This window comes from Paraburkholderia kirstenboschensis (assembly GCF_032806925.1).
In the GTDB taxonomy this organism is placed as follows: domain Bacteria; phylum Pseudomonadota; class Gammaproteobacteria; order Burkholderiales; family Burkholderiaceae; genus Paraburkholderia; species Paraburkholderia kirstenboschensis.
Window position 1 is genome coordinate 506,775 of sequence record NZ_CP136513.1, and the last position, 18,157, is coordinate 524,931.

An 18,157-nucleotide genomic window follows, 5' to 3' on the forward strand; every position below is an offset into this window, starting at 1 on the left:
GCAATGGGCGCTTGTGACAAAAATGCGAAGTTTGCCGGGCTCTGATTCGTAGAATCGGCGCGCTACCTCGGCCAACTCCGCACGATCTCATGACAGAGCCCACGACACGCTCGACTCAACGCCAATCCCCGCGCATTGGCGGATGCCTGCTCATCGCGCTGATCTGTCTCGTGGCGTGGGCGCTCGCTACCGCAATCGCAATGCGCGACCCGCTGGAAATGATGCTCGAATGGGAATTGCTTGCGGTATTCGCGCGCGCCGGAACACATGGCTGGTATCGCACTGTGATTGTCATGGTCGGCGCGAATGTGATGATCGGCGCGTTTATCGTAGCAGGCACGGGGTGGTTGACGCTGCTCGCCGCGCGCAGATCCGCGCGCTTTAACGTACACGTGCAAGCATGGCTTGGCGCGATTCTGGCCATGCGCACGGGCGCCTATCTGGCGAGCGATTACATGACGCATGCAATCGGTATCGATATTGCGATTCCGTTCGACGGCCTGATGCAGGCAATCGTCGCGGCCGCGCTCGGAATACCGTACTTCAGAGTATCGCGGCGCGTGCGTCGAACGTTCGTCAATCGCTGACCGTACGAAACGAATGCGTGCTCAGTCGATGAGCGCGCCTTCCGGCTCGTAGAACGGATAGGGACCGTCGGCGGCATCGACATACGCGTGATGCGTGACGAGGCCCGTTGCCGGATCGTAGCGATGCAGCGCATACGCGGGCGGTTCCATCACGAACGCCGACGGCGCGTCGTCGCGGAGATCGAGCGCGACCTGATGCGCGGGCGCGGGCACCGCGGATGCAATAGTGCCGCCAAAGCGCACGAATATCGGACGATGCACATGCCCGCAGATCACGCGCTCCACGTTCGGATAGCGCGCGATCAGCGCAGCCAGTTTGGCCGCCGCAGCGGGATCGAGCCGCAGCTCGTCCATATGTCCGATGCCGGAAACAAACGGCGGATGATGCAGCGCGACCACGGTCGGCTTGCCGCTCGCCGCGTCGAGTTGCGCCGCGAGCCACGCGAGCCGCGCGTCGCACAGCGTACCGCCGCTTTGCCCTGGCACCAGCGAATCGAGAGCGATCACGCGCAATGCGCCGGCATCGACTGCGTACTGGACGAATTCGCCGCCGCTATGCAACTCCGCGCGGTCGGGAAACGCGGCGCGCAACGCGGCCCGGTCGTCGTGATTGCCGACCAGCAGGAAGTACGGCAGTTCAAGCGGCGCGAGCAGCGTCTTCAGGTGTTCGTACTGTTGCGGGTCGCCCTGGTCGACGAGGTCGCCGGTCATGATCACGGCGTCAGGACGAGGAACGAGCGCGTTCAGTGCAGCGACGCAACGCACGAGATACGCGGCGGTATCTACGCGGCGATAGGCGAGTGCACCGGGCCGCTTGATATGCAGGTCGCTAATTTGAGCCAGCAGCATGGGATAGTCCTTGGTTGAGCGCGCTCATAAAACAGCGCCGCCTTGTTACGATAGCGCAATCAGCGCGTCCTGCACGATCGAGATGCCGACCGGCGTGCCGCGCGCCAGTTCGACGCGGCCCGCGACGTCGACGAGCAGCGCATCCGGTGCCGCGCCGCTGATCGTCAAGCGTGTGCGCTCGCCGAGAAACGCGCTTGTTTCGACTTGGCCGCGCAGTTGCGCACGATCGGGATCGGCGAGAAACGCGTCTTCGGGGCGGAAGAAGATCTCGTGCGCCGAGCGGGCCTGCGTCGCGAAATGCGTGTGCGTGTGCGTGTGCGTTTGGGTCGGAGGCAGCGGCACGGCGCCGCCCGTGGTCGTCAACATGCCGTCACGGCGCTCGCCGGCGACACGGTTGATCGTGCCGACGAACTGCGCGACGGTGCGATTCGCAGGCCGATAGTAGATGTCGCGCGGAGAGCCGATCTGCTCGATACGCCCGGCGCTCATCACGACGATGCGGTCGCCCAGTTCCATCGCTTCGGCCTGGTCGTGCGTCACGTACACGGTCGTAATGCCCAGTTCGCGCAGCAGCGTGTTCATCTCGCTGCGCAGTGCGTCGCGCAAACGGGCGTCGAGCGCCGTGAGCGGTTCATCGAGCAGCAGCACGCGCGGCTGCACGGCAAGCGCGCGTGCCAGCGCCACGCGTTGACGCTGGCCGCCGGAGAGCTGGTCGATCGGCTTATCGGCATGCGCGGTCAGACGCATCATGTCGAGCAACTCGTCGATGTGTTGCCGCGCTGTCTCTGCCGGCACACGTTTGATCTTCAATCCATAACCGATGTTGCCGCGCACGGTCAGGTTAGGGAAGAGCGCGTAGCTCTGAAACACCATGCCCACCTGACGTTTTTCGATGGGCAGCGCGGTGACGTCGTCGTCGCCGAATGCGATGCGGCCGCCGGCGTCGGGCGTTTCGAGTCCTGCGATCATGCGCAGCGTTGTGGTCTTGCCGCAGCCGGACGGGCCGAGCAGCACGAGCGTCTCACCGGCTTCGATATGAAGATCGACCGGTTCCAGCACGCGTGTGCCGCGAAACGTTTTAGCGCATTGCGTCAGCGTGATTGGGACCGAAGCGGCAACAGAAGCTGGCACAGAAGTGGACACAGCGGTAGAGGCGAGTTTCATGGTGTCGTGGCGGAATCCAAAGCAGAACCGGCGATGCGTTTTTTCGCGGCGTTGCGCTGGCCCGTTGCATCGACGCCGAGCCATTGCATTGCGACGAGCAGCGGCATCGTCATGATGAAAAAGAGAATCGTGTATGCGCTGCCTATTTCGATGCGCAACGACGCGTACGTGTCGGCGAGACCGACAGGCAGCGTCTTCGTATCGGGCGTGTGCAGCATCCACGTCAGATTGAATTCGCCGATGGAAAGCGTCAGCACCGCGAGCGCGCCGGCCACGATGCCCGGTCTCGCGTTCGGCAGAACGATGGTCACGAAGCGCTGCATGAAGCTCGCGCCGAGACTCGCCGCGCCTTCTTCGAGCGTGCGCAGGTCGCTGCTCGCGCAAACCGCCGCAACCGCGCGCACCATGAACGGCAGCGTGAACACCACATGCCCGACGACGATAAACGCCACGCTCATGCGGAACATCGTGAAGCCGCCGTACACCACGAGCAGCGCGAGTGCCGATGCAAGACCCGGCAGCGCAATCGGCAGCACGAGAAATTCCTCGACGATGCGCGAGAGCCGCGTCTTGCTGCGCGCGAGCACGTAGCCTGCGGGAACGCCGGTCAGCAGCGTGATAAGCAACGTGACCGCCGCGACTTCGAGAGACAGGAAAACCGAGCCGTGATATTGCGTCCACACTTCGGCGAGCCAGCGCAGCGTGAATCCGCTCGAGATTCCCTTGAAGTAGTTGACGGTCACGCCCGCGAGGATCGACATGACAACCGGCACGATCAGGAACGCGCATAGCAGCAGCGTGACGAGCCACTGGCCCGCTGCGAGCCACGCTCTTGCATCCGGCGGGCGCAGCCGCGTGCGGGGCTTTGCCTCGGAGGGCAAAGAAGAAGTAATGGAATTCATCGAGAGGTCCTGCGTCCGGTTGAGTCCGTGCTGTTTCGAATGACGCCGCTCATGCGCTCGCCGCCACTGCAGAGCCGCTCACGCTGCGCGCCAATGCAAGCACCGCCCACGTGACGATGCCGAGCACGATCGAAAGTCCTGCCGCCGTGATCATGTTCGCATTGAGCGTGAACTCGGTGTAGATGGTCATTGGCAATACGTCGATGTCGGTCGCGAGCGTGAATGCCGTGCCGAATGCACCCATCGCGGTCGCGAAGCACACCGCGCCCGCCGCGATCAAGCCGGGCGACAGCGCCGGTAACACGATGTCGCGCGTAATGCGCCACGGCGACGCGCCGAGCGAGCGCGCGGCTTCTTCGAGCGATGCATCGAGCTTGGTTGCCGACGCCATCACCGTGACGATCACGCGCGGAATCGAGAAGTACAGGTAGCCGAGAAAGAGGCCGCTCATCGAGTAGGCGAACACCCAGCGGTCGCCGGTGAGCTTGAGCGACAGCGCACCGATCAACCCCTGGCGTCCCGCGAGCATGATGACCATGAAGCCGACCACCACGCCGGGAAACGCGAGCGGAAACGTCAGCAACGCGAGCAGCGTGCGCTTGAACGCGAACTCGCGGCGCGCGAGCAGCAAACCGGCGATCACCGAAAGCACTAACGTCGCCGCCGTGACGGCCGCCGACAACACGATCGTCGCGCCGAGGCTCGACATGTAACGCGGGTTTGTCAGCATCGCGCGATAGGTGGCGAACGCGTGGCCGTTGCCGCTCAGTTGCGCGAGGGCGCCCATCGGCAACAGCCAGAACGCGATGAAGACCGCCAGCGCCGGCGCGATGAGCGCAATGCGCCAGCGCAGTGGGAACGTAATGTCGTTCAATGCATCACCTGCAGATAACGCTCGCCGAAGCTCGACTGCTTCTCGGCCATCTTGCCGAAGTCGACGGGCTTTGCGCGAGCATAGTCGCTTGCCGGCAGGAATTTTGCGGCGGTCTGCGGGCTCATCGCATTTGCGCGAACCGGGCGCAGATACGCATCGGCCCAGAGTTTCTGACCTTCGTCGGAGAGCACGAAGTCGAGCACCTTCTTGCCGTTCGCTTCATGCGGCGCGCCCTTCACGAGGCTCATCACGTACGGCACGGAGATCGTGCCTTCCTTCGGGATCACGAATTCGACGTTCGCGTGATCCTTGTATTTCGCGCGATAGGCGTCGAAATCGTAGTCGAGCAGAATTGGAATTTCACCGGACATGACGCGCGCGTAGGCGGTTTGCTTCGGCACGATCGGCGCGTTGGCCTTGAGCTTGCAGAACCAGTCGAGGCCCGGTTCGAAGTTATCGAGCGTGCCGCCGAGCGCCTGATTCACCGCGACTGCGCCTGCATAGCCGACGAATGCGCTCGACGGATCGAGATAGCCGATCATGCCTTTGTACTCGGGCTTGAGCAGGTCCGCCCACGAGCGCGGCACGGGCTTGCCTTCGAGCGCGTCCTTGTTGACGAAGAAGCCGAGCGTGCCCGAATGGATCGTGAACCAGTAGCCTTGCGGGTCTTTCAGGTTCGCGGGGATGTCGTCCCAATGCGCGGGCTTGTACGGCTCGACGACGCCCTTGTCTTTCGCCTGGAAAGCCGACGAGACGCCCAGATACACCACGTCCGCCACCGGGCTTTTCTGCTCGGCCATCAACTGCGCGATCGACTGGCCGGAGTTCTTGTTGTCGAACGGCACGCGAATGCCGGTCTTCTGCTGGATCGCCTTGATCTGACTTGCCCAGTCGGCCCATTCGGGCGGGCAGTTGTAGCAGATCGCCGTTTCATCGGCATGGGCCGTTTGGGACGTGACGGTGGCAAGCGCGGCGCTCACGAGCGTACCGGCGCACAGCGCGACGACGGTGGATTGGGTGAGGCGGCGCATCAGCGGTGAAACTGCCGATGCAAGGCGTACGGAAGAGCGGGTCACTGCGGTTCTCCTGGAATGGAAGAGAGCGGGTGGTTCAGGGGATGTTCAAGGTTGGAGATGAAGACGCTGGCTGACACGCGTCGTGCCCGCGTCGCTGCGGTTTGAGATCGCGGCGATAGTGGCGCCTTCGCGCAAGCTGTGTGGCAGCGTTAGCGCAAGCGGCGTTTCGCCGAGACCTTCGTAATTTGCGGTGACGCGTGTCAGCAAACGGCGCCAGGCTGCGCAGCCGATCTCGCGGTTCGGCGCGCAGACGCTTGCGAGCGGCGGCGACAGCAGTTCGCCCATCGCGAGACCGTCGAAGCCGAGAATTGACATGTCGCGCGGAATCTGCAGACGCGCGCGGCGCAGGCCGCGCATGACGACCATTGCGAGCAGATCGTTGCTGCAGAAGAGGGCGCTCGGACGGTTCGGGCCGCTTGTCAGATGCGCGAGCACCGAGGGCGCCAGTTCGTCCGCGTTGAAGTCGACTTCAAGCGCGGGTGCGGGCGCGAGGCCGGCTTGCTGCATTGCTTGCGTGTAGCCGAGATGCCGCTGCCGCGCGCGGTCGGATGCAGCGAGCGTGCCGGCGAGCATCAGGATGCGGCGATGGCCGTGCGCGATCAGCATGCGCACGCCTTCGTAGGCGGCGAGACGGTTGTCGACGGATACCGACGGACGCCGCACCGTGTCGTTGTGCATCAGCACATAGAGCAGGCCGTCGCGGTCGAGTTCGTCGAGAAGCGGGTGCGTGTCGGCGTCGGCGACCGTCAGGATCAGGCCTTCCACGCGATGCTCGCGCAGCGTTTCGATTGCGCGGCGTTCGCGCTCGGCGTCGTACTGGGTCGTCATCAGCATGAGCCGGTAGCCTTGCGCCGCCGCGAGTTCGTCGATGCCTTGCAGGCACTCCGCGAACACAGGGTTGGCAAGCGTGGGCACGATCACGCCAATCAGGCGCGTGCGCTCGCCGCGCAGTTGACGGCCGAGCGGGCTGGGCCGGAAGTTGAGCGCGTCGATGGACTGGCGCACCTTGTCGAGCGTGATGGGGTTGACGGTGTGCGGCGCGTTGATCGCGCGCGAGACCGTCGCGATGGAAAAGCCCGCGTGCGCTGCGACATCCTTGATCGTCGGGGTCATGATTTCCGCTCGGTTGTAAACGTTTTCAGGAGCGGATTATCGGAAAGGTTTGTGACTTGCCGATGACGTTGGTTCTAGTAGCGGATTGTCGGTTTTGAAGGCGAGGGCGTGCAGTGAAGTGCGCCGTGACGACAAATCGTTATTCCCAACTAATCACGGACCGGCTGGTCGATGCCGTCGCCCGGATTGGACAGAAGAGATAGGGCTTGGAAATCTGTTTTTGGGTGGAAAAATTCATCCCCTGCATGCGCGCGAAAGCGGCTGAAGTGGACTGGAAGATTTTGGGCAGCGTGGTGCCGGGGACCGGACTCGAACCGGCAAGCCGTGAAGCGGCGGATTTTAAGTCCGCTATGTTTACCAATTTCATCACCCCGGCGAGGGCGGGTAAAACGCGTGGACGCGCATTCTACCATTGGCCGCTGGGCCGGCCAAACGCCCGTAACGCCGCCGATCGGACCGGCAACGCCAACACGCCCGCACCGTACTTGTGGCCAAGGACCCCGCCGACGTAAACGGATCAACACCGGCGTTGATGATTTCCAACGCAGCGCCGTGGCGCACGTCGTGAAACTTTTTTGTCTGTGGGTAGCCGGCCGCCTCTCGGAGCCCTATCCATTCCGTTTCAAATTCTTCACCTTGATCGTGAAGCGCACGCAGCTCAAGTCCCAAGGAGTGAACTACGTTGAACCAGTCACCGTGAACATTCAGATCCGAGGTCTACATGGGTTCCGAAGCTTCAGATGCCGGCGCGACACTGGTCTACCAACAATCGAAATTTCGACTGTATATTCATGCCTCCAACCTAGGAGACGACATGAATAACAACGAATTTGCCAAATTGTTTCGTCTCACATCGCCGTACTTCCCCAGATTGCGGGAAGTCTTCGTCGCAGTGTCGGCAGGGGAAGATCGGGATAGAGGATTTCTCATGTATTTCGCGGAGTTTTTCATTTTTTCGACGAACGGCATATCGGCCTCCATCGGTCAACGAACCTACGTGCAGCAGCATGGCTCGGGCGGCGGCGCAAGCTTACTGTTCAAATTGGCGAAAACGCGTGCGATTGCAGAATTGGCGGAAAAAACAGTGGAGCTTCTGGGATCAAAGAGCGCCCCAGATGGATTGCATCGGTGCCCGCAGTGGTAATGACCGCCGCGCGCGTAGGCGTCGATGCTGAAAATCAACCAAGCTGTTGGTAACCACCGAAGCAACGAAGATAGCTCGGTCATGGCTTGCTCCGATGAGACGATCAGCTCGACGCGCAGGAGAACGTCAGTTCCGCTTCCTGCGGCGTCCACCCCCGAACGCCATGCGTTTGCAGCTCTACCTGGTGCATCTGTTTACCCTGCTGCCGGCAGTAGTCATCAGCGCGTTTCAGGCTCGACGCTTTCACTTCGCCCCATGCGGTCATGCCCCCGCGGACCTGTGTGGTGACGGTGTAGCGGCCGTCACCCGCCGGCGTGACATCGGATACGGTTGGGCATGCGGCGAGCATGGTCAGTGCTGCCAAGGCTGTTTTCATTTTCATTGTAGTCGTCCTCGTTGGCTGGAATTGTGCAACCAACGGCGCGCCGTGGCAACGTTCGCGGAGGGTACCGGCGCGGCGGACTCGGGCACAATCGGACTTAGGCCATTCTCGCGAAATGATTAAGGGTGACCTTACCCACCAAGTCGATAGGTCACAGGGCCCGCCCGGTAATGAAGTCGGTGACTTTCCCGGCACCACTGCTTCTTCTCCGCGGTTCGCAGCTCACCGCACATCCCGCAAGTCCCCGGCACGACAAGCTCATCATCAGCACTCTTGCGCACCTTTTTTGCTCAGTGATACGCAGCTTCAACCGCGGCCACTCGGAGCGTCGACTCGCCTCGAACGCAATAGCGGCGCGGTCCGAAACTCCCATACGAGATACGTGCAGCCGCGCCTGGATCGCCGCAGTGACGGGCATTTTTGCGATATTGAACGGCGCATAATGTACCTCCGGATCTGGTCGGAACAGAACTGACTGCCGAACATCGGAAGTTCCCGACCACGCGCATATCAAGACTGTGTCATCGAGAAAAACAAGGAGCGGGAATGAAGCCGAGGGAACTCGCGGCGCACAAAGCCGCGCGAAAGGTTTTGGGTGGAGCGCCTGCTTTCGGTCCGCTGAAAAAGGGAAAGTTACCGAAGCCGTTCAACCAAATGGGAGGCGCCAGATTCCAGAGTACGGGGTTGCTCAAGCTGTCGGACGATCATTCGGCTCTGTTTATCTCGCGGGATGGCGAGACCCTCGCTGACGCGTCTTTCTTTGGGTATTTAACGTGTGGCCTTTCGCGCGGTGCGCTCGGGATCATTCTCGAGTTTCATTGGCACCCCAGCCACAAGGGAATACATCTGTAAGATGCCTTGCAGAACGGATCTGGATTACACAAATCGGTTCCTCGTCAGGGCGCCAGAGCTCGCGCTTTCGGGCTCTGCCTCTCTGGACCCACGTCTGGACCTCGACCGGCAAAAACTGATCGCGCTGTTTTGCAAGGCATGTGGAGTGACACTTGATACAGACGTCGATAAGCCGCAACTGAACCGATGGAACTCCTTGTAGACGACATCAAACGCTCTATTTGCTCACTCTTCGAGGTCTATGCCGACGAGAAGGGTGTGCAGCGTATTGTCACGCCCATAGAATATCCAGGAACGTCCGACCGGATCGTTGTACGCGTCCGTCCACAACCGGATGGCAGTTACCGCGTCGACGAAAACGGCGACGCCGCCATGTTTGCAAATATGGCGGACGGCGATACCGAGTCTGAGGTAGTCAAGCGATGGTTAGAAGATCTACCTGAGAATGGACCGGTCGTCATGGACGATGACGAGACATTGGTCGTGAAAGGCCGCGACACGCGCCTGATTGCACCATCCATTTTTCGCGTCGCCGAAGCTGCTCAGCATCTTTATGCGCTTGCTACCGCACGCGCCGACCGGCATCCCAGTGATTTCAAGGAGCGTCTCACCCGAGCCGTCTTCGACGTGGCTACACAGCTCGGTCTGGATCATCATGAGAATGTGCAGCTTCCGATTTCGGGCGGGTTGCTTGCGGATCACGTGATCAGCACACCTACGCCGCTCATTGTCATCGCGGCTACCGGAGCGACTCGTCTGCTGGAGGCTGAGGTCATTCACATGCAATACCGCATGCAAAAGACTCCCGGCTTCGTCCTGGCTGTGGTCGAAAGTCAGAAGGCTGTCGGCAAAAAGCAGTTCGAGCGCGCGAACTATTACACCGGGAAGACGGTGATCTTCGATGCCGACAACTTCAAGGGTCTGGTCAAAACGTCGTTGAGCTAACGTGCTGGGTCGTCCGGACCGCAGCCGGCATAAGCAATCGTCCGCCCCCACCCCCAATCCCAAACTGTGCACAAATCCCACCCACGTAAGCACTGCACACACTGGGGAATGCCTGAGCTTGAGCCACTCCCGCCGCGCGTCGTAGAATCGTCGCACATCGGTTTGGGGGTCCAGCAATGTGCCTGGCTTCTAGTTGCGATTTCAATCGAACAAAACCGGGCCGCCCGGCGCTTTCGCGACCCGTCTTCCGGGTTGAGGCGGCCGTTCGCCGCTCGCTCGCCATCGGCTTCGCGCCATGACCCCGCTGATTTCCGTCAAAAAGCTCAGCAAGAGCTTCCCCGGCGTGCGGGCGCTTCACGACGTCCAGTTCGACCTGATCGCGGGCGAAGTCCACGCGCTGATGGGCGAGAACGGCGCTGGCAAATCGACGCTCATGAAAATCCTGGCCGGCGTGTACACCCGCGATTCCGGCGAGATTCTGCTCGGCGGCCAGCCGGTGGAGTTGCAGAGCCCGCGCGACGCGCAAGCCGCGGGCATCGGCATCATTCATCAGGAGCTCCAACTGATGAATCACCTGACGGTCGCACAGAACATGTTCATCGGCCGTGAGCCTCGCGGGCGGCTTGGCCTCTTTCTCGACGAAGACAAGCTCAACGCACAGGCGCGTGAAATCCTCTCGCGCATGCATGTGAACCTCGACCCGCGCGCCATGGTCGGCAACCTGACGGTTGCTAGCCAGCAGATGGTCGAAATCGCCAAGGCTTTGTCGTTCGACTCGCGCGTGCTCATCATGGACGAGCCTACCTCAGCGCTCAACGACGCCGAAATCGCCGAGCTTTTTCGCATCATCCGTGAACTGAAGCAGCGCGGCGTCGGCATCGTCTATATCTCGCACAAGATGGACGAGCTCAAGCAGATCGCCGATCGCGTCACCGTACTGCGCGACGGCGAGTACGTGGCCACCGTCGCCGCCGCCGACACGAGCGTCGAGGCGATCATCGGCATGATGGTCGGGCGGACCTTGAGCGACGTTGCGCCCGCCGGGAGCGCCGCGTCGCAAGGCGAAATCGCGCTCGAAGTCAAAAACCTGCACGCCGGCCCGCTCGTGCGGGACGTGAGTTTCACGCTGCGCAAGGGCGAGATATTAGGCTTTGCCGGCCTGATGGGCGCGGGCCGCACCGAGGTCGCGCGGGCCGTGTTCGGCGCCGATCCGGTCGAGTCCGGCGAGATCTTCGTGAAAGGCGCGAAGGCTTCGATCAGAACGCCGAGCGACGCTGTGGCGCATGGCATCGGCTATCTGTCGGAGGACCGCAAGCGCTTCGGGCTCGCCACCGGCATGGACGTCGAATCGAACATCGTCATGTCGAACCTGCGCAATTTCCTGTCGCTCAACTTTTTTCTGCGCCGCGCGCGGATGCGCCGCCGCGCGTCCCACTTCATCAATCTGCTCGCGATCCGTACGCCGTCCGCCGCGCAGGAAGTGCGGCTGCTGTCGGGCGGCAACCAGCAGAAGATCGTGATCGCGAAGTGGCTGGAGCGCGACTGCGACGTGCTGTTCTTCGACGAACCGACGCGCGGCATCGACGTCGGCGCGAAGAGCGAAATCTATAAGCTGCTGCGCTCGCTCGCGGACGAGGGTAAGGCGATCGTGATGATTTCGTCGGAACTGCCGGAGATATTGCGCATGAGCGACCGCGTCGTCGTGATGTGCGAGGGCCGTATTACCGGTGAACTCCCAGCGGAGCAGGCGACCCAGGAGCGCATCATGCATCTGGCCACGCAGCGCCAAACACTGAAAGCGGCGTGAGCCGCGAGAGGACGCTATGACAATGCAACCCGATTCTTCCGCGCTGACCGGCCAGCGGCGCCTGACCGGCCTCAGAGCCCGCATCTTCTCGCCGACTGCTTTGCAGAAGCTGCTTGCCTTCGCGAGCCTGATCCTGCTGCTGGTGTTTTTCAGCTTCGCGTCGCCCGCTTTCATGCAGATGGACAACATCCTCGGCATTCTGCAGGCGACGGCGGTCAACGGAGTGCTGGCGATTGCCTCCACGTTCGTCATCATTACCGGCGGCATCGACCTGTCCGTCGGCACGTTGATGACTTTCACCGCGGTCATTTGCGGCGTGTTTCTCACCTACTGGCATTTGCCGATGTGGCTCGGCGTACTTGCCGCGATCGGCACGGGCGCGATCTGCGGCACCATTTCGGGCACGCTCACCGCGAAGATGAAAATACCGCCGTTCATCGCCACGCTTGGCATGATGTTGCTGCTCAAGGGGCTATCGCTTGTCGTGTCGGCCGACAAGCCGATCTATTTCACCGACACCGAAAACTTCTACATGATCTCGCAGGACTCGTTGATCGGTTATCTGGTGCCGAGCCTGCCGATTCCTAACGCAGTGCTGATTCTGTTCTTTCTCGCCATCATGAGTTCGATTACGCTCAATCGCACGGCGCTTGGCCGCTACACGTTCGCGCTCGGCAGCAACGAAGAAGCGGTGCGGCTCTCGGGCGTGAACGTCGACAGGTGGAAGATCGCCATTTACGGCTTGGGCGGCGCGATTTGCGGCGTTGCGGGCTTGCTGATCGCGTCGCGCCTGAATTCGGCGCAGCCGGCGCTCGGCCAGGGTTACGAACTCGAAGCGATTGCGGCCGTGGTGATCGGCGGGACCTCGCTTTCCGGCGGCTCGGGCACGATACTCGGCACCATCATCGGCGCATTCATCATGAGTGTGCTGACCAACGGCTTGCGCATCATGTCCGTTGCTCAGGAATGGCAGATCGTGGTGACCGGCCTCATCATCATTCTTGCGGTCTACGCGGACATCTTGCGACGCAGGAAGAGCTGACGCTCGCGACAACATCAACAACGGGAGGCGCCACAAGGCTTCCCTGACGGCTGAAGAAGAAGGGTCCACACCTCAGGAGGAGATATTTCATGTTGAATCGAAAACTATTCGGCGTCGTGGTCGGCGTCGGCGCGCTCGTCGGCGGGGCGAATCTGGCACACGCGGACGAGGTCTACATCCCGCTGATTTCCAAGGGCTTCCAGCATCAGTTCTGGCAGGCGGTCAAGGCGGGCGCCGAACAGGGCGCGAAGGAACATAAGGTCAGGATCACCTTCGAAGGACCGGAGACGGAGGCAATGGTCGACAAGCAGATCGACATGCTGTCGGCCGCGCTCGCGAAAAAACCGCAGGCGCTCGGCATCGCCGCGCTCGACAGCAAGGCGGCCATTCCGCTTTTGCGAAGAGCGCAGGCCGCGAAGATTCCGGTCATTGCGTTCGACTCCGGCGTGGACAGCGACATTCCGCTCACGACCTGCTCGACCGACAATCTCGCCGCAGCCGCGCTCGCCGCCGACAAGATGGCCGAGGCGATCGGAAATGCCGGGGAAGTCGGCGTCATCGTGCACGATCAGACGAGCCGCACGGGCATCGACCGCCGCGACGGTTTCCTCAACCAGATGAAGAGCAAGCATCCGAACGTCAAGATCGTCTCGGTGCAGTACGGCGGCGGGGACCATCTGAAGTCGGCGGAAATCGCCAAGGCGATGATCCAGGCGAATCCGAACCTGAAGGGCATTTTCGGCGCCAATGAGGGTTCGGCGGAAGGCGCCGCGATCGGCGTCAAGGAGTCCGGCAAGAAGCTCGTGCTAATTGGCTACGACTCGGGCAAGGAGCAGAAAGACGACATCAACTCCGGGTTGATGGCCGGCGCGATCACGCAGAACCCGATCGGGATCGGCAAATGTGTCGTCGATTCCGCGGTGAAGGCGCTCAAGGGCGAGAAGCTGCCGAAGAAAGTCGACACCGGCTTTTACTGGTACGACAAGAGCAACATGAACGATCCGAAGATCGCGGCCGTGCTCTACGATTGATTGATCGCCGCTTTACCAACCGCCGTCGAGGAGCGTGCTCACATGACCACGATTACCACGCTGTCCGTCAGGGATATCCGGTTTCCGACTTCGCGTTCGCTCGACGGCTCAGATGCGATGAACGCCGCGCCCGATTATTCGGCCACCTACGTCACGCTTGAAACGGACGCGCCGCACGCGCTTACCGGCCACGGGCTGACATTTACGATCGGGCGCGGCAACGAAATCTGCGTGAGGGCGGTGGAGGCGCTGGCTCCGCTCGTCGTCGGTAGAACGCTTGAAGAGATTGCCGCGGACATGGGCGCTTTCTGGCGCATGCTGACCTCGGACAGCCAGTTGCGCTGGATCGGTCCGGACAAGGGCGCGATCCATCTGGCGACGGCTGCGGTCGTCAACGCGGCGTGGGACCTGTGGGCAAAAGCAGAAGGCAAGCCGGTGTGGAAACTGCTTGTCGACATGAGCCCGGAAGAACTCGTGCGGTGTCTGGACTTCCGCTATGTGACGGACGCGATCACGCCGCAGGAAGCCATCGCGATGCTGCATCGTCACGCGGCCACGAGGAGCGAGCGCGAGAACGAAATGCTCGCGCGTGGCTATCCTGCGTACACGACGTCGGCGGGTTGGCTCGGCTATGACGACGACAAGATTCGGCGGCTCGCGCGCGAAGGCGTCGCTCAAGGCTGGACGCATTTCAAGCAGAAAGTCGGCGGCAATCTCGACGAGGACATGCGCCGCGCTCGCATCCTGCGCGAAGAGATCGGCCAGGACCGCAAGCTGATGATGGACGCGAATCAGGTATGGGATGTGGATGAAGCCATCGCGAACATGCGGCATCTCGCGCAATTCGACCCGTGGTGGATCGAAGAGCCCACGAGCCCCGACGACATTCTCGGTCACGCGGCGATCCGCCGGCGGCTTGCGCCAATCGGTGTGGCGACGGGCGAGCATTGCCATAATCGCGTGATGTTCAAGCAGTTGCTACAGGCGCACGCAATCGATTTTTGTCAGGTGGACAGTTGCCGTTTGGGCGGTCTGAACGAGGTGATCGTCGTGCTGCTGATGGCGGCGAAGTTCGGCGTGCCCGTGTGTCCGCACGCGGGCGGCGTCGGCTTATGCGAGTACGTGCAGCATATTTCGCTGTTCGACTATATCTGCGTGTCGGCGTCGCTCGAAAACCGGGTGCTCGAATATGTGGACCACTTGCATGAGCATTTTGTCGATCCCGTCGTGATCCGCAATGGCCGTTATATGCCGCCGCAGCGGCCGGGCTACAGCATCGAAATGCACGCGGCCTCGCTCGACCAGCATGACTTTCCTCACGGTCCCGTTTGGCGCCCTTGAGCGCTTCTCTGGTGTGGCCATGTAAACTCGGCGTTTAGCGTTCCGCATTTTCAAGCGGCGCCAACGCAAAGCCACGACCATGCACCATCTGAAATACCTGAGCGGCTATCCGCCCGCATTGCTGGAGAAAGTCAAAAATCTGATCGCCGACGATCAACTCGGCGCCTACCTCGCCGCGCGCTATCCGCACACGCACGAAGTGCAGACGGATCGCGCGCTTTACACGTACTGCGCGGAATTGAAGCGCGAGCATCTGCGCAGCGCGGAACAGCTCGACAAAGTCACCTACGACAGCAAGCTCGACGTAGTGCGTCACGCGTTGGGCCTGCACACGAGCATCTCGCGCGTGCAGGGCGGCAAGTTGAAGGCGAAGAAGGAAATCCGCATTGCGTCGTTATTCAAAGCGGCGGCGCCGGAGTTTCTGAAAATGATCGTCGTGCACGAACTCGCGCATCTGAAAGAGAGCGATCACAACAAGGCGTTTTACCGCCTGTGCGAGTTCATGCAGCCGGGTTACCACCAGATCGAGTTCGACCTGCGGCTTTACCTGACCCATCGCGAGTCGGCGAAGAGTCAGGCTTGATACGTGCCGAGGTGTTTCCAGGCGGAAGCACCCGGCACGTCATCGTCTTTTCAAGCGGCGACCGCTTCAGCCATTTCGACTGCCGACGCCTTGAGCAGCACCGGAATCGACTTTGAAGTGGGTGTACCCGCACCGTCCGCGACCGACGACAGCGGCACGAGCGGATTCGTCTCCGGGTAGTAAGCGCCGAGGCAACCGCGTGGAATGTCGTATTCGACCAGCAGAAAGCCATCTGCGTGACGTTCGATGCCATCGGCCCACACGCTGGTAATATCCACGCGCTGTCCGGCGGCAAACCCCAGCATCCCGATGTCGTCCTTGTTGGCGAACAGCACGCGCCGCTGTCCATACACGCCGCGATAACGGTCGTCGAGACCGTAGATGGTCGTGTTGTACTGATCGTGCGAACGCGTCGTCATCAACGTCATCAGGCGCTCGCCGTGCTGTTCCCGCGCGCGATGAATCGGCGTGTCGAGCGCGATTGCATGCACGAGAAACTGCGCCTTGCCGGTGGGCGTTTTCCAGATCCGCTCGCGCGAGGCGACGCCCAGATGGAAGCCGCCCGGGCGCTTGAGCCGCTCGTTGTAATCGTGAAAGCCGTCGATTACCTTTTCGATGCCGTCGCGAATCAGCGAGTAATCCGCGGCGTGCGCGAGCCAATCGACCTTGTCGCTGCCGAGCGTCGCATGCGCCATGCGCGCGACGATCGCAATTTCCGACAGCAGATTCTCCGACGCCGGTTTATTCATCCCGTACGAGATGTGCACCATGCTCATCGAATCCTCGACGCTCACGCCTTGCGCAACGCCGTTCTGCAAGTCGATCTCGGTGCGGCCGAGCGTCGGCAGAATCAGCGCGTCGCGGCCATGCACGAGGTGGCTGCGGTTGAGCTTCGTCGTGATATGCACGGTCAGATCGCACGACCGCATCGCTTCCCACGTGCGCGGCGTGTCGGGCGTCGCAATCGAAAAGTTGCCGCCGAGACCGATGAACACCTTGACCTTGCCATCGAGCATCGCCTGAATCGTATTGACGACGTCGAGCCCATGCTCGCGCGGCGGCTCGAAACGATAGGCCTCGCCGAGCCGGTCGAGAAACGCCTGCGTCGGCTTCTCTTCGATGCCGACGGTGCGGTCGCCCTGCACATTCGAGTGTCCGCGCACCGGGCACAGGCCCGCGCCGCGCCGGCCGATATTGCCGCGCATCATCATGAGGTTGGACAGCAGCTGTACCGTCGGCACGGAGTTCTTGTGCTGCGTGAGGCCCATGCCCCACGTCGAGATCACCGCGCGGCCCTTCACGTAGATGTCGGTGAGCTTCAGAACATCCTCGAACAGCACGCCCGCTTCGGCGACGATGGTCTCCCAGCTTTCCGCGCGCAGATCTTCGGCGAAGGCCTCGAAGCCGATCGTATGTTCGGCGATGAACGCGACGTCGAGCACGCGTTCCAGGCCGGAAACCTGAGCTTCGTCGTCCAGTTCGATCACGCGCTTGGCGACGCCCTTGATAAGCGCGAAGTCGCCGCCGACTTTCGGGCGGATGAACACGGAACTGATCTTCGTGCTGCCCATCGTCAGCATTTCCACTGGATGCTGCGGGCTCGCGAAACGTTCCAGCCCGCGTTCTTTCAGCGGATTGATCGACACGATCGTCGCGCCGCGCTTTGCGCACTCGCGCAGTTCGCCGAGCATTCGCGGATGGTTGGTCGCCGGATTCTGGCCGAAGATCAGCAGCGTGTCGGCATGTTCGAAGTCGTCGAGCGTCACCGTGCCCTTGCCGATGCCGACGGTGTGAGGCAAGCCGCGGCTCGTCGCTTCGTGGCACATGTTCGAGCAATCGGGGAAATTGTTGGTGCCGTACATCCGGACGAACAACTGGTAGAGGAACGCTGCTTCGTTGCTCGCGCGGCCCGACGTATAGAACGCGGCCTCGTTCGGATCGTCGAGACGCTTCAGATGGCTCGCGATCAGATCGAACGCTTCGTCCCAGCCGATCGGCACGTAGCGGTCGCGCATCGCGTCATAGACGAGCGGATCGGTCAGGCGGCCGTGCTGCTCCAGCTCGAAGTCGGACTGCGTCATCAGTTCGGCGACGGTATGCTCCGCGAAGAACGCGGGCGTGACGCGCTTGCTGGTTGCCTCGGCGGCCACCGCTTTTACGCCGTTCTCGCAGAACTCGAACGTGGATGCGTGCTCGCGGTCGGGCCATGCACAGCCGGGGCAGTCGAAGCCGTTCGGCTGATTCTGTTTGAGCAGCGTGCGGTAGTTGCCGCCCGTCACCTTTTCCTTGATCAGGTTGATGGCGACGTATTTGAGCGCCCCCCAGCCCGCTGCCGGATGCTTGTACGGCTCGATGCGAGCTTCGCTGCCGGATTCGCTGCGTGTTTCGGATTTTTTCATGATGTTGCCGCGCGTGGTCTTGTCATGGCTTTTCGAGCCGATGTTCCAGACTACTGTGTTCCAATC

General features: G+C 61.7%; 17 protein-coding genes and 1 tRNA gene. 9 read left to right on the forward strand and 9 right to left on the reverse strand.

The window, feature by feature from the left end; all coding sequences use genetic code 11:
- The first annotated feature begins 89 nt into the window (after window positions 1-89).
- Window positions 90-587 carry a DUF2569 domain-containing protein gene (locus RW095_RS24940; protein ID WP_317021574.1) on the forward strand — a complete coding sequence of 166 codons (498 nt, stop codon included), beginning with the start codon at window positions 90-92 and terminating at the stop codon, window positions 585-587.
- A 21-nt stretch (window positions 588-608) separates the two neighbouring features.
- On the opposite strand, the gene RW095_RS24945 is transcribed toward RW095_RS24940, so the two are convergent.
- The 7 genes from RW095_RS24945 to RW095_RS24975 form a co-directional block, all read right to left on the reverse strand.
- Window positions 609-1,436, reverse strand: a complete 828-nt coding sequence (locus tag RW095_RS24945) for a phosphodiesterase (RefSeq protein WP_317021575.1) — start codon at window positions 1,434-1,436, stop codon at window positions 609-611.
- A gap of 45 nt (window positions 1,437-1,481) precedes the next feature.
- A complete protein-coding gene (locus RW095_RS24950) occupies window positions 1,482-2,600 on the reverse strand; it encodes an ABC transporter ATP-binding protein (protein ID WP_317021576.1) in 1,119 nt (372 codons plus the stop codon).
- Complete coding sequence (locus RW095_RS24955; RefSeq protein WP_317021577.1) at window positions 2,597-3,502, reverse strand: ABC transporter permease; 906 nt, start codon at window positions 3,500-3,502, stop codon at window positions 2,597-2,599. Before RW095_RS24955 ends, RW095_RS24950 begins: the two co-directional genes overlap by 4 nt.
- Window positions 3,503-3,551: 49 nt before the next feature.
- Entirely contained in the window at window positions 3,552-4,376 is an 825-nt protein-coding gene (locus tag RW095_RS24960) for an ABC transporter permease (RefSeq protein WP_317021578.1), read from the reverse strand.
- Window positions 4,373-5,452 (reverse strand): ABC transporter substrate-binding protein, encoded by a 1,080-nt coding sequence (locus RW095_RS24965; RefSeq protein ID WP_317021579.1) that lies wholly within the window; start codon window positions 5,450-5,452, stop codon window positions 4,373-4,375. Before RW095_RS24965 ends, RW095_RS24960 begins: the two co-directional genes overlap by 4 nt.
- Before the next feature lie 45 nt (window positions 5,453-5,497).
- The gene (locus tag RW095_RS24970; protein WP_317021580.1) at window positions 5,498-6,565 is read right to left on the reverse strand and encodes a LacI family DNA-binding transcriptional regulator; all 1,068 of its coding nucleotides are present in this window, start codon (window positions 6,563-6,565) and stop codon (window positions 5,498-5,500) included.
- Window positions 6,566-6,856: 291 nt separating this feature from the next.
- Window positions 6,857-6,941: transfer RNA gene (locus RW095_RS24975), tRNA-Leu, on the reverse strand.
- A gap of 345 nt (window positions 6,942-7,286) precedes the next feature.
- Here RW095_RS24975 and RW095_RS24980 point away from each other — a divergent pair.
- Entirely contained in the window at window positions 7,287-7,709 is a 423-nt protein-coding gene (locus RW095_RS24980) for a hypothetical protein (RefSeq protein WP_317021581.1), read from the forward strand.
- Between the two features lie 103 nt (window positions 7,710-7,812).
- On the opposite strand, the gene RW095_RS24985 is transcribed toward RW095_RS24980, so the two are convergent.
- A complete protein-coding gene (locus RW095_RS24985; RefSeq protein WP_317021582.1) occupies window positions 7,813-8,091 on the reverse strand; it encodes a hypothetical protein in 279 nt (92 codons plus the stop codon).
- 546 nt (window positions 8,092-8,637) lie between these two features.
- On the opposite strand from RW095_RS24985, the gene RW095_RS24990 reads away from it, so the two are divergent.
- The 7 genes from RW095_RS24990 (at window position 8,638) to RW095_RS25020 (ending at window position 15,692) form a co-directional block, all read left to right on the forward strand.
- Window positions 8,638-8,943: a hypothetical protein gene (locus RW095_RS24990; RefSeq protein ID WP_317021583.1), complete on the forward strand. Its 306-nt coding sequence runs from the start codon at window positions 8,638-8,640 to the stop codon at window positions 8,941-8,943.
- A 186-nt stretch (window positions 8,944-9,129) separates the two neighbouring features.
- Window positions 9,130-9,888 carry a hypothetical protein gene (locus RW095_RS24995; protein WP_317021584.1) on the forward strand — a complete coding sequence of 253 codons (759 nt, stop codon included), beginning with the start codon at window positions 9,130-9,132 and terminating at the stop codon, window positions 9,886-9,888.
- 295 nt (window positions 9,889-10,183) lie between these two features.
- Window positions 10,184-11,695, forward strand: coding sequence for a sugar ABC transporter ATP-binding protein (locus RW095_RS25000; RefSeq protein ID WP_128595435.1), 1,512 nt, complete (start codon window positions 10,184-10,186; stop codon window positions 11,693-11,695).
- Window positions 11,696-11,711: 16 nt separating this feature from the next.
- Window positions 11,712-12,737, forward strand: coding sequence for an ABC transporter permease (locus RW095_RS25005; protein ID WP_317021585.1), 1,026 nt, complete (start codon window positions 11,712-11,714; stop codon window positions 12,735-12,737).
- Window positions 12,738-12,826: 89 nt separating this feature from the next.
- Complete coding sequence (locus tag RW095_RS25010; RefSeq protein WP_201701394.1) at window positions 12,827-13,768, forward strand: ABC transporter substrate-binding protein; 942 nt, start codon at window positions 12,827-12,829, stop codon at window positions 13,766-13,768.
- 42 nt (window positions 13,769-13,810) lie between these two features.
- A complete protein-coding gene (locus RW095_RS25015) occupies window positions 13,811-15,109 on the forward strand; it encodes an L-fuconate dehydratase (RefSeq protein WP_317021586.1) in 1,299 nt (432 codons plus the stop codon).
- Window positions 15,110-15,188: 79 nt separating this feature from the next.
- Window positions 15,189-15,692, forward strand: coding sequence for a M48 metallopeptidase family protein (locus RW095_RS25020; RefSeq protein ID WP_317021587.1), 504 nt, complete (start codon window positions 15,189-15,191; stop codon window positions 15,690-15,692).
- 50 nt (window positions 15,693-15,742) lie between these two features.
- On the opposite strand, the gene RW095_RS25025 is transcribed toward RW095_RS25020, so the two are convergent.
- Window positions 15,743-18,091: an FdhF/YdeP family oxidoreductase gene (locus RW095_RS25025; protein WP_317021588.1), complete on the reverse strand. Its 2,349-nt coding sequence runs from the start codon at window positions 18,089-18,091 to the stop codon at window positions 15,743-15,745.
- Window positions 18,092-18,157: the final 66 nt, after the last annotated feature.

Coding starts and splice junctions, on each gene's coding strand:
- RW095_RS25025 (WP_317021588.1), bottom strand. CDS start 18,091: ATGAAAAAATCCGAAACACGCAGCGAATCCGGCAGCGAAGCTCGCATC.
- RW095_RS25020 (WP_317021587.1), top strand. CDS start 15,189: ATGCACCATCTGAAATACCTGAGCGGCTATCCGCCCGCATTGCTGGAG.
- RW095_RS24950 (WP_317021576.1), bottom strand. CDS start 2,600: ATGAAACTCGCCTCTACCGCTGTGTCCACTTCTGTGCCAGCTTCTGTT.
- RW095_RS24955 (WP_317021577.1), bottom strand. CDS start 3,502: ATGAATTCCATTACTTCTTCTTTGCCCTCCGAGGCAAAGCCCCGCACG.
- RW095_RS24985 (WP_317021582.1), bottom strand. CDS start 8,091: ATGAAAATGAAAACAGCCTTGGCAGCACTGACCATGCTCGCCGCATGC.
- RW095_RS25005 (WP_317021585.1), top strand. CDS start 11,712: ATGACAATGCAACCCGATTCTTCCGCGCTGACCGGCCAGCGGCGCCTG.
- RW095_RS24945 (WP_317021575.1), bottom strand. CDS start 1,436: ATGCTGCTGGCTCAAATTAGCGACCTGCATATCAAGCGGCCCGGTGCA.
- RW095_RS25015 (WP_317021586.1), top strand. CDS start 13,811: ATGACCACGATTACCACGCTGTCCGTCAGGGATATCCGGTTTCCGACT.
- RW095_RS25010 (WP_201701394.1), top strand. CDS start 12,827: ATGTTGAATCGAAAACTATTCGGCGTCGTGGTCGGCGTCGGCGCGCTC.
- RW095_RS24995 (WP_317021584.1), top strand. CDS start 9,130: ATGGAACTCCTTGTAGACGACATCAAACGCTCTATTTGCTCACTCTTC.
- RW095_RS24990 (WP_317021583.1), top strand. CDS start 8,638: ATGAAGCCGAGGGAACTCGCGGCGCACAAAGCCGCGCGAAAGGTTTTG.
- RW095_RS24980 (WP_317021581.1), top strand. CDS start 7,287: ATGGGTTCCGAAGCTTCAGATGCCGGCGCGACACTGGTCTACCAACAA.
- RW095_RS25000 (WP_128595435.1), top strand. CDS start 10,184: ATGACCCCGCTGATTTCCGTCAAAAAGCTCAGCAAGAGCTTCCCCGGC.
- RW095_RS24940 (WP_317021574.1), top strand. CDS start 90: ATGACAGAGCCCACGACACGCTCGACTCAACGCCAATCCCCGCGCATT.
- RW095_RS24970 (WP_317021580.1), bottom strand. CDS start 6,565: ATGACCCCGACGATCAAGGATGTCGCAGCGCACGCGGGCTTTTCCATC.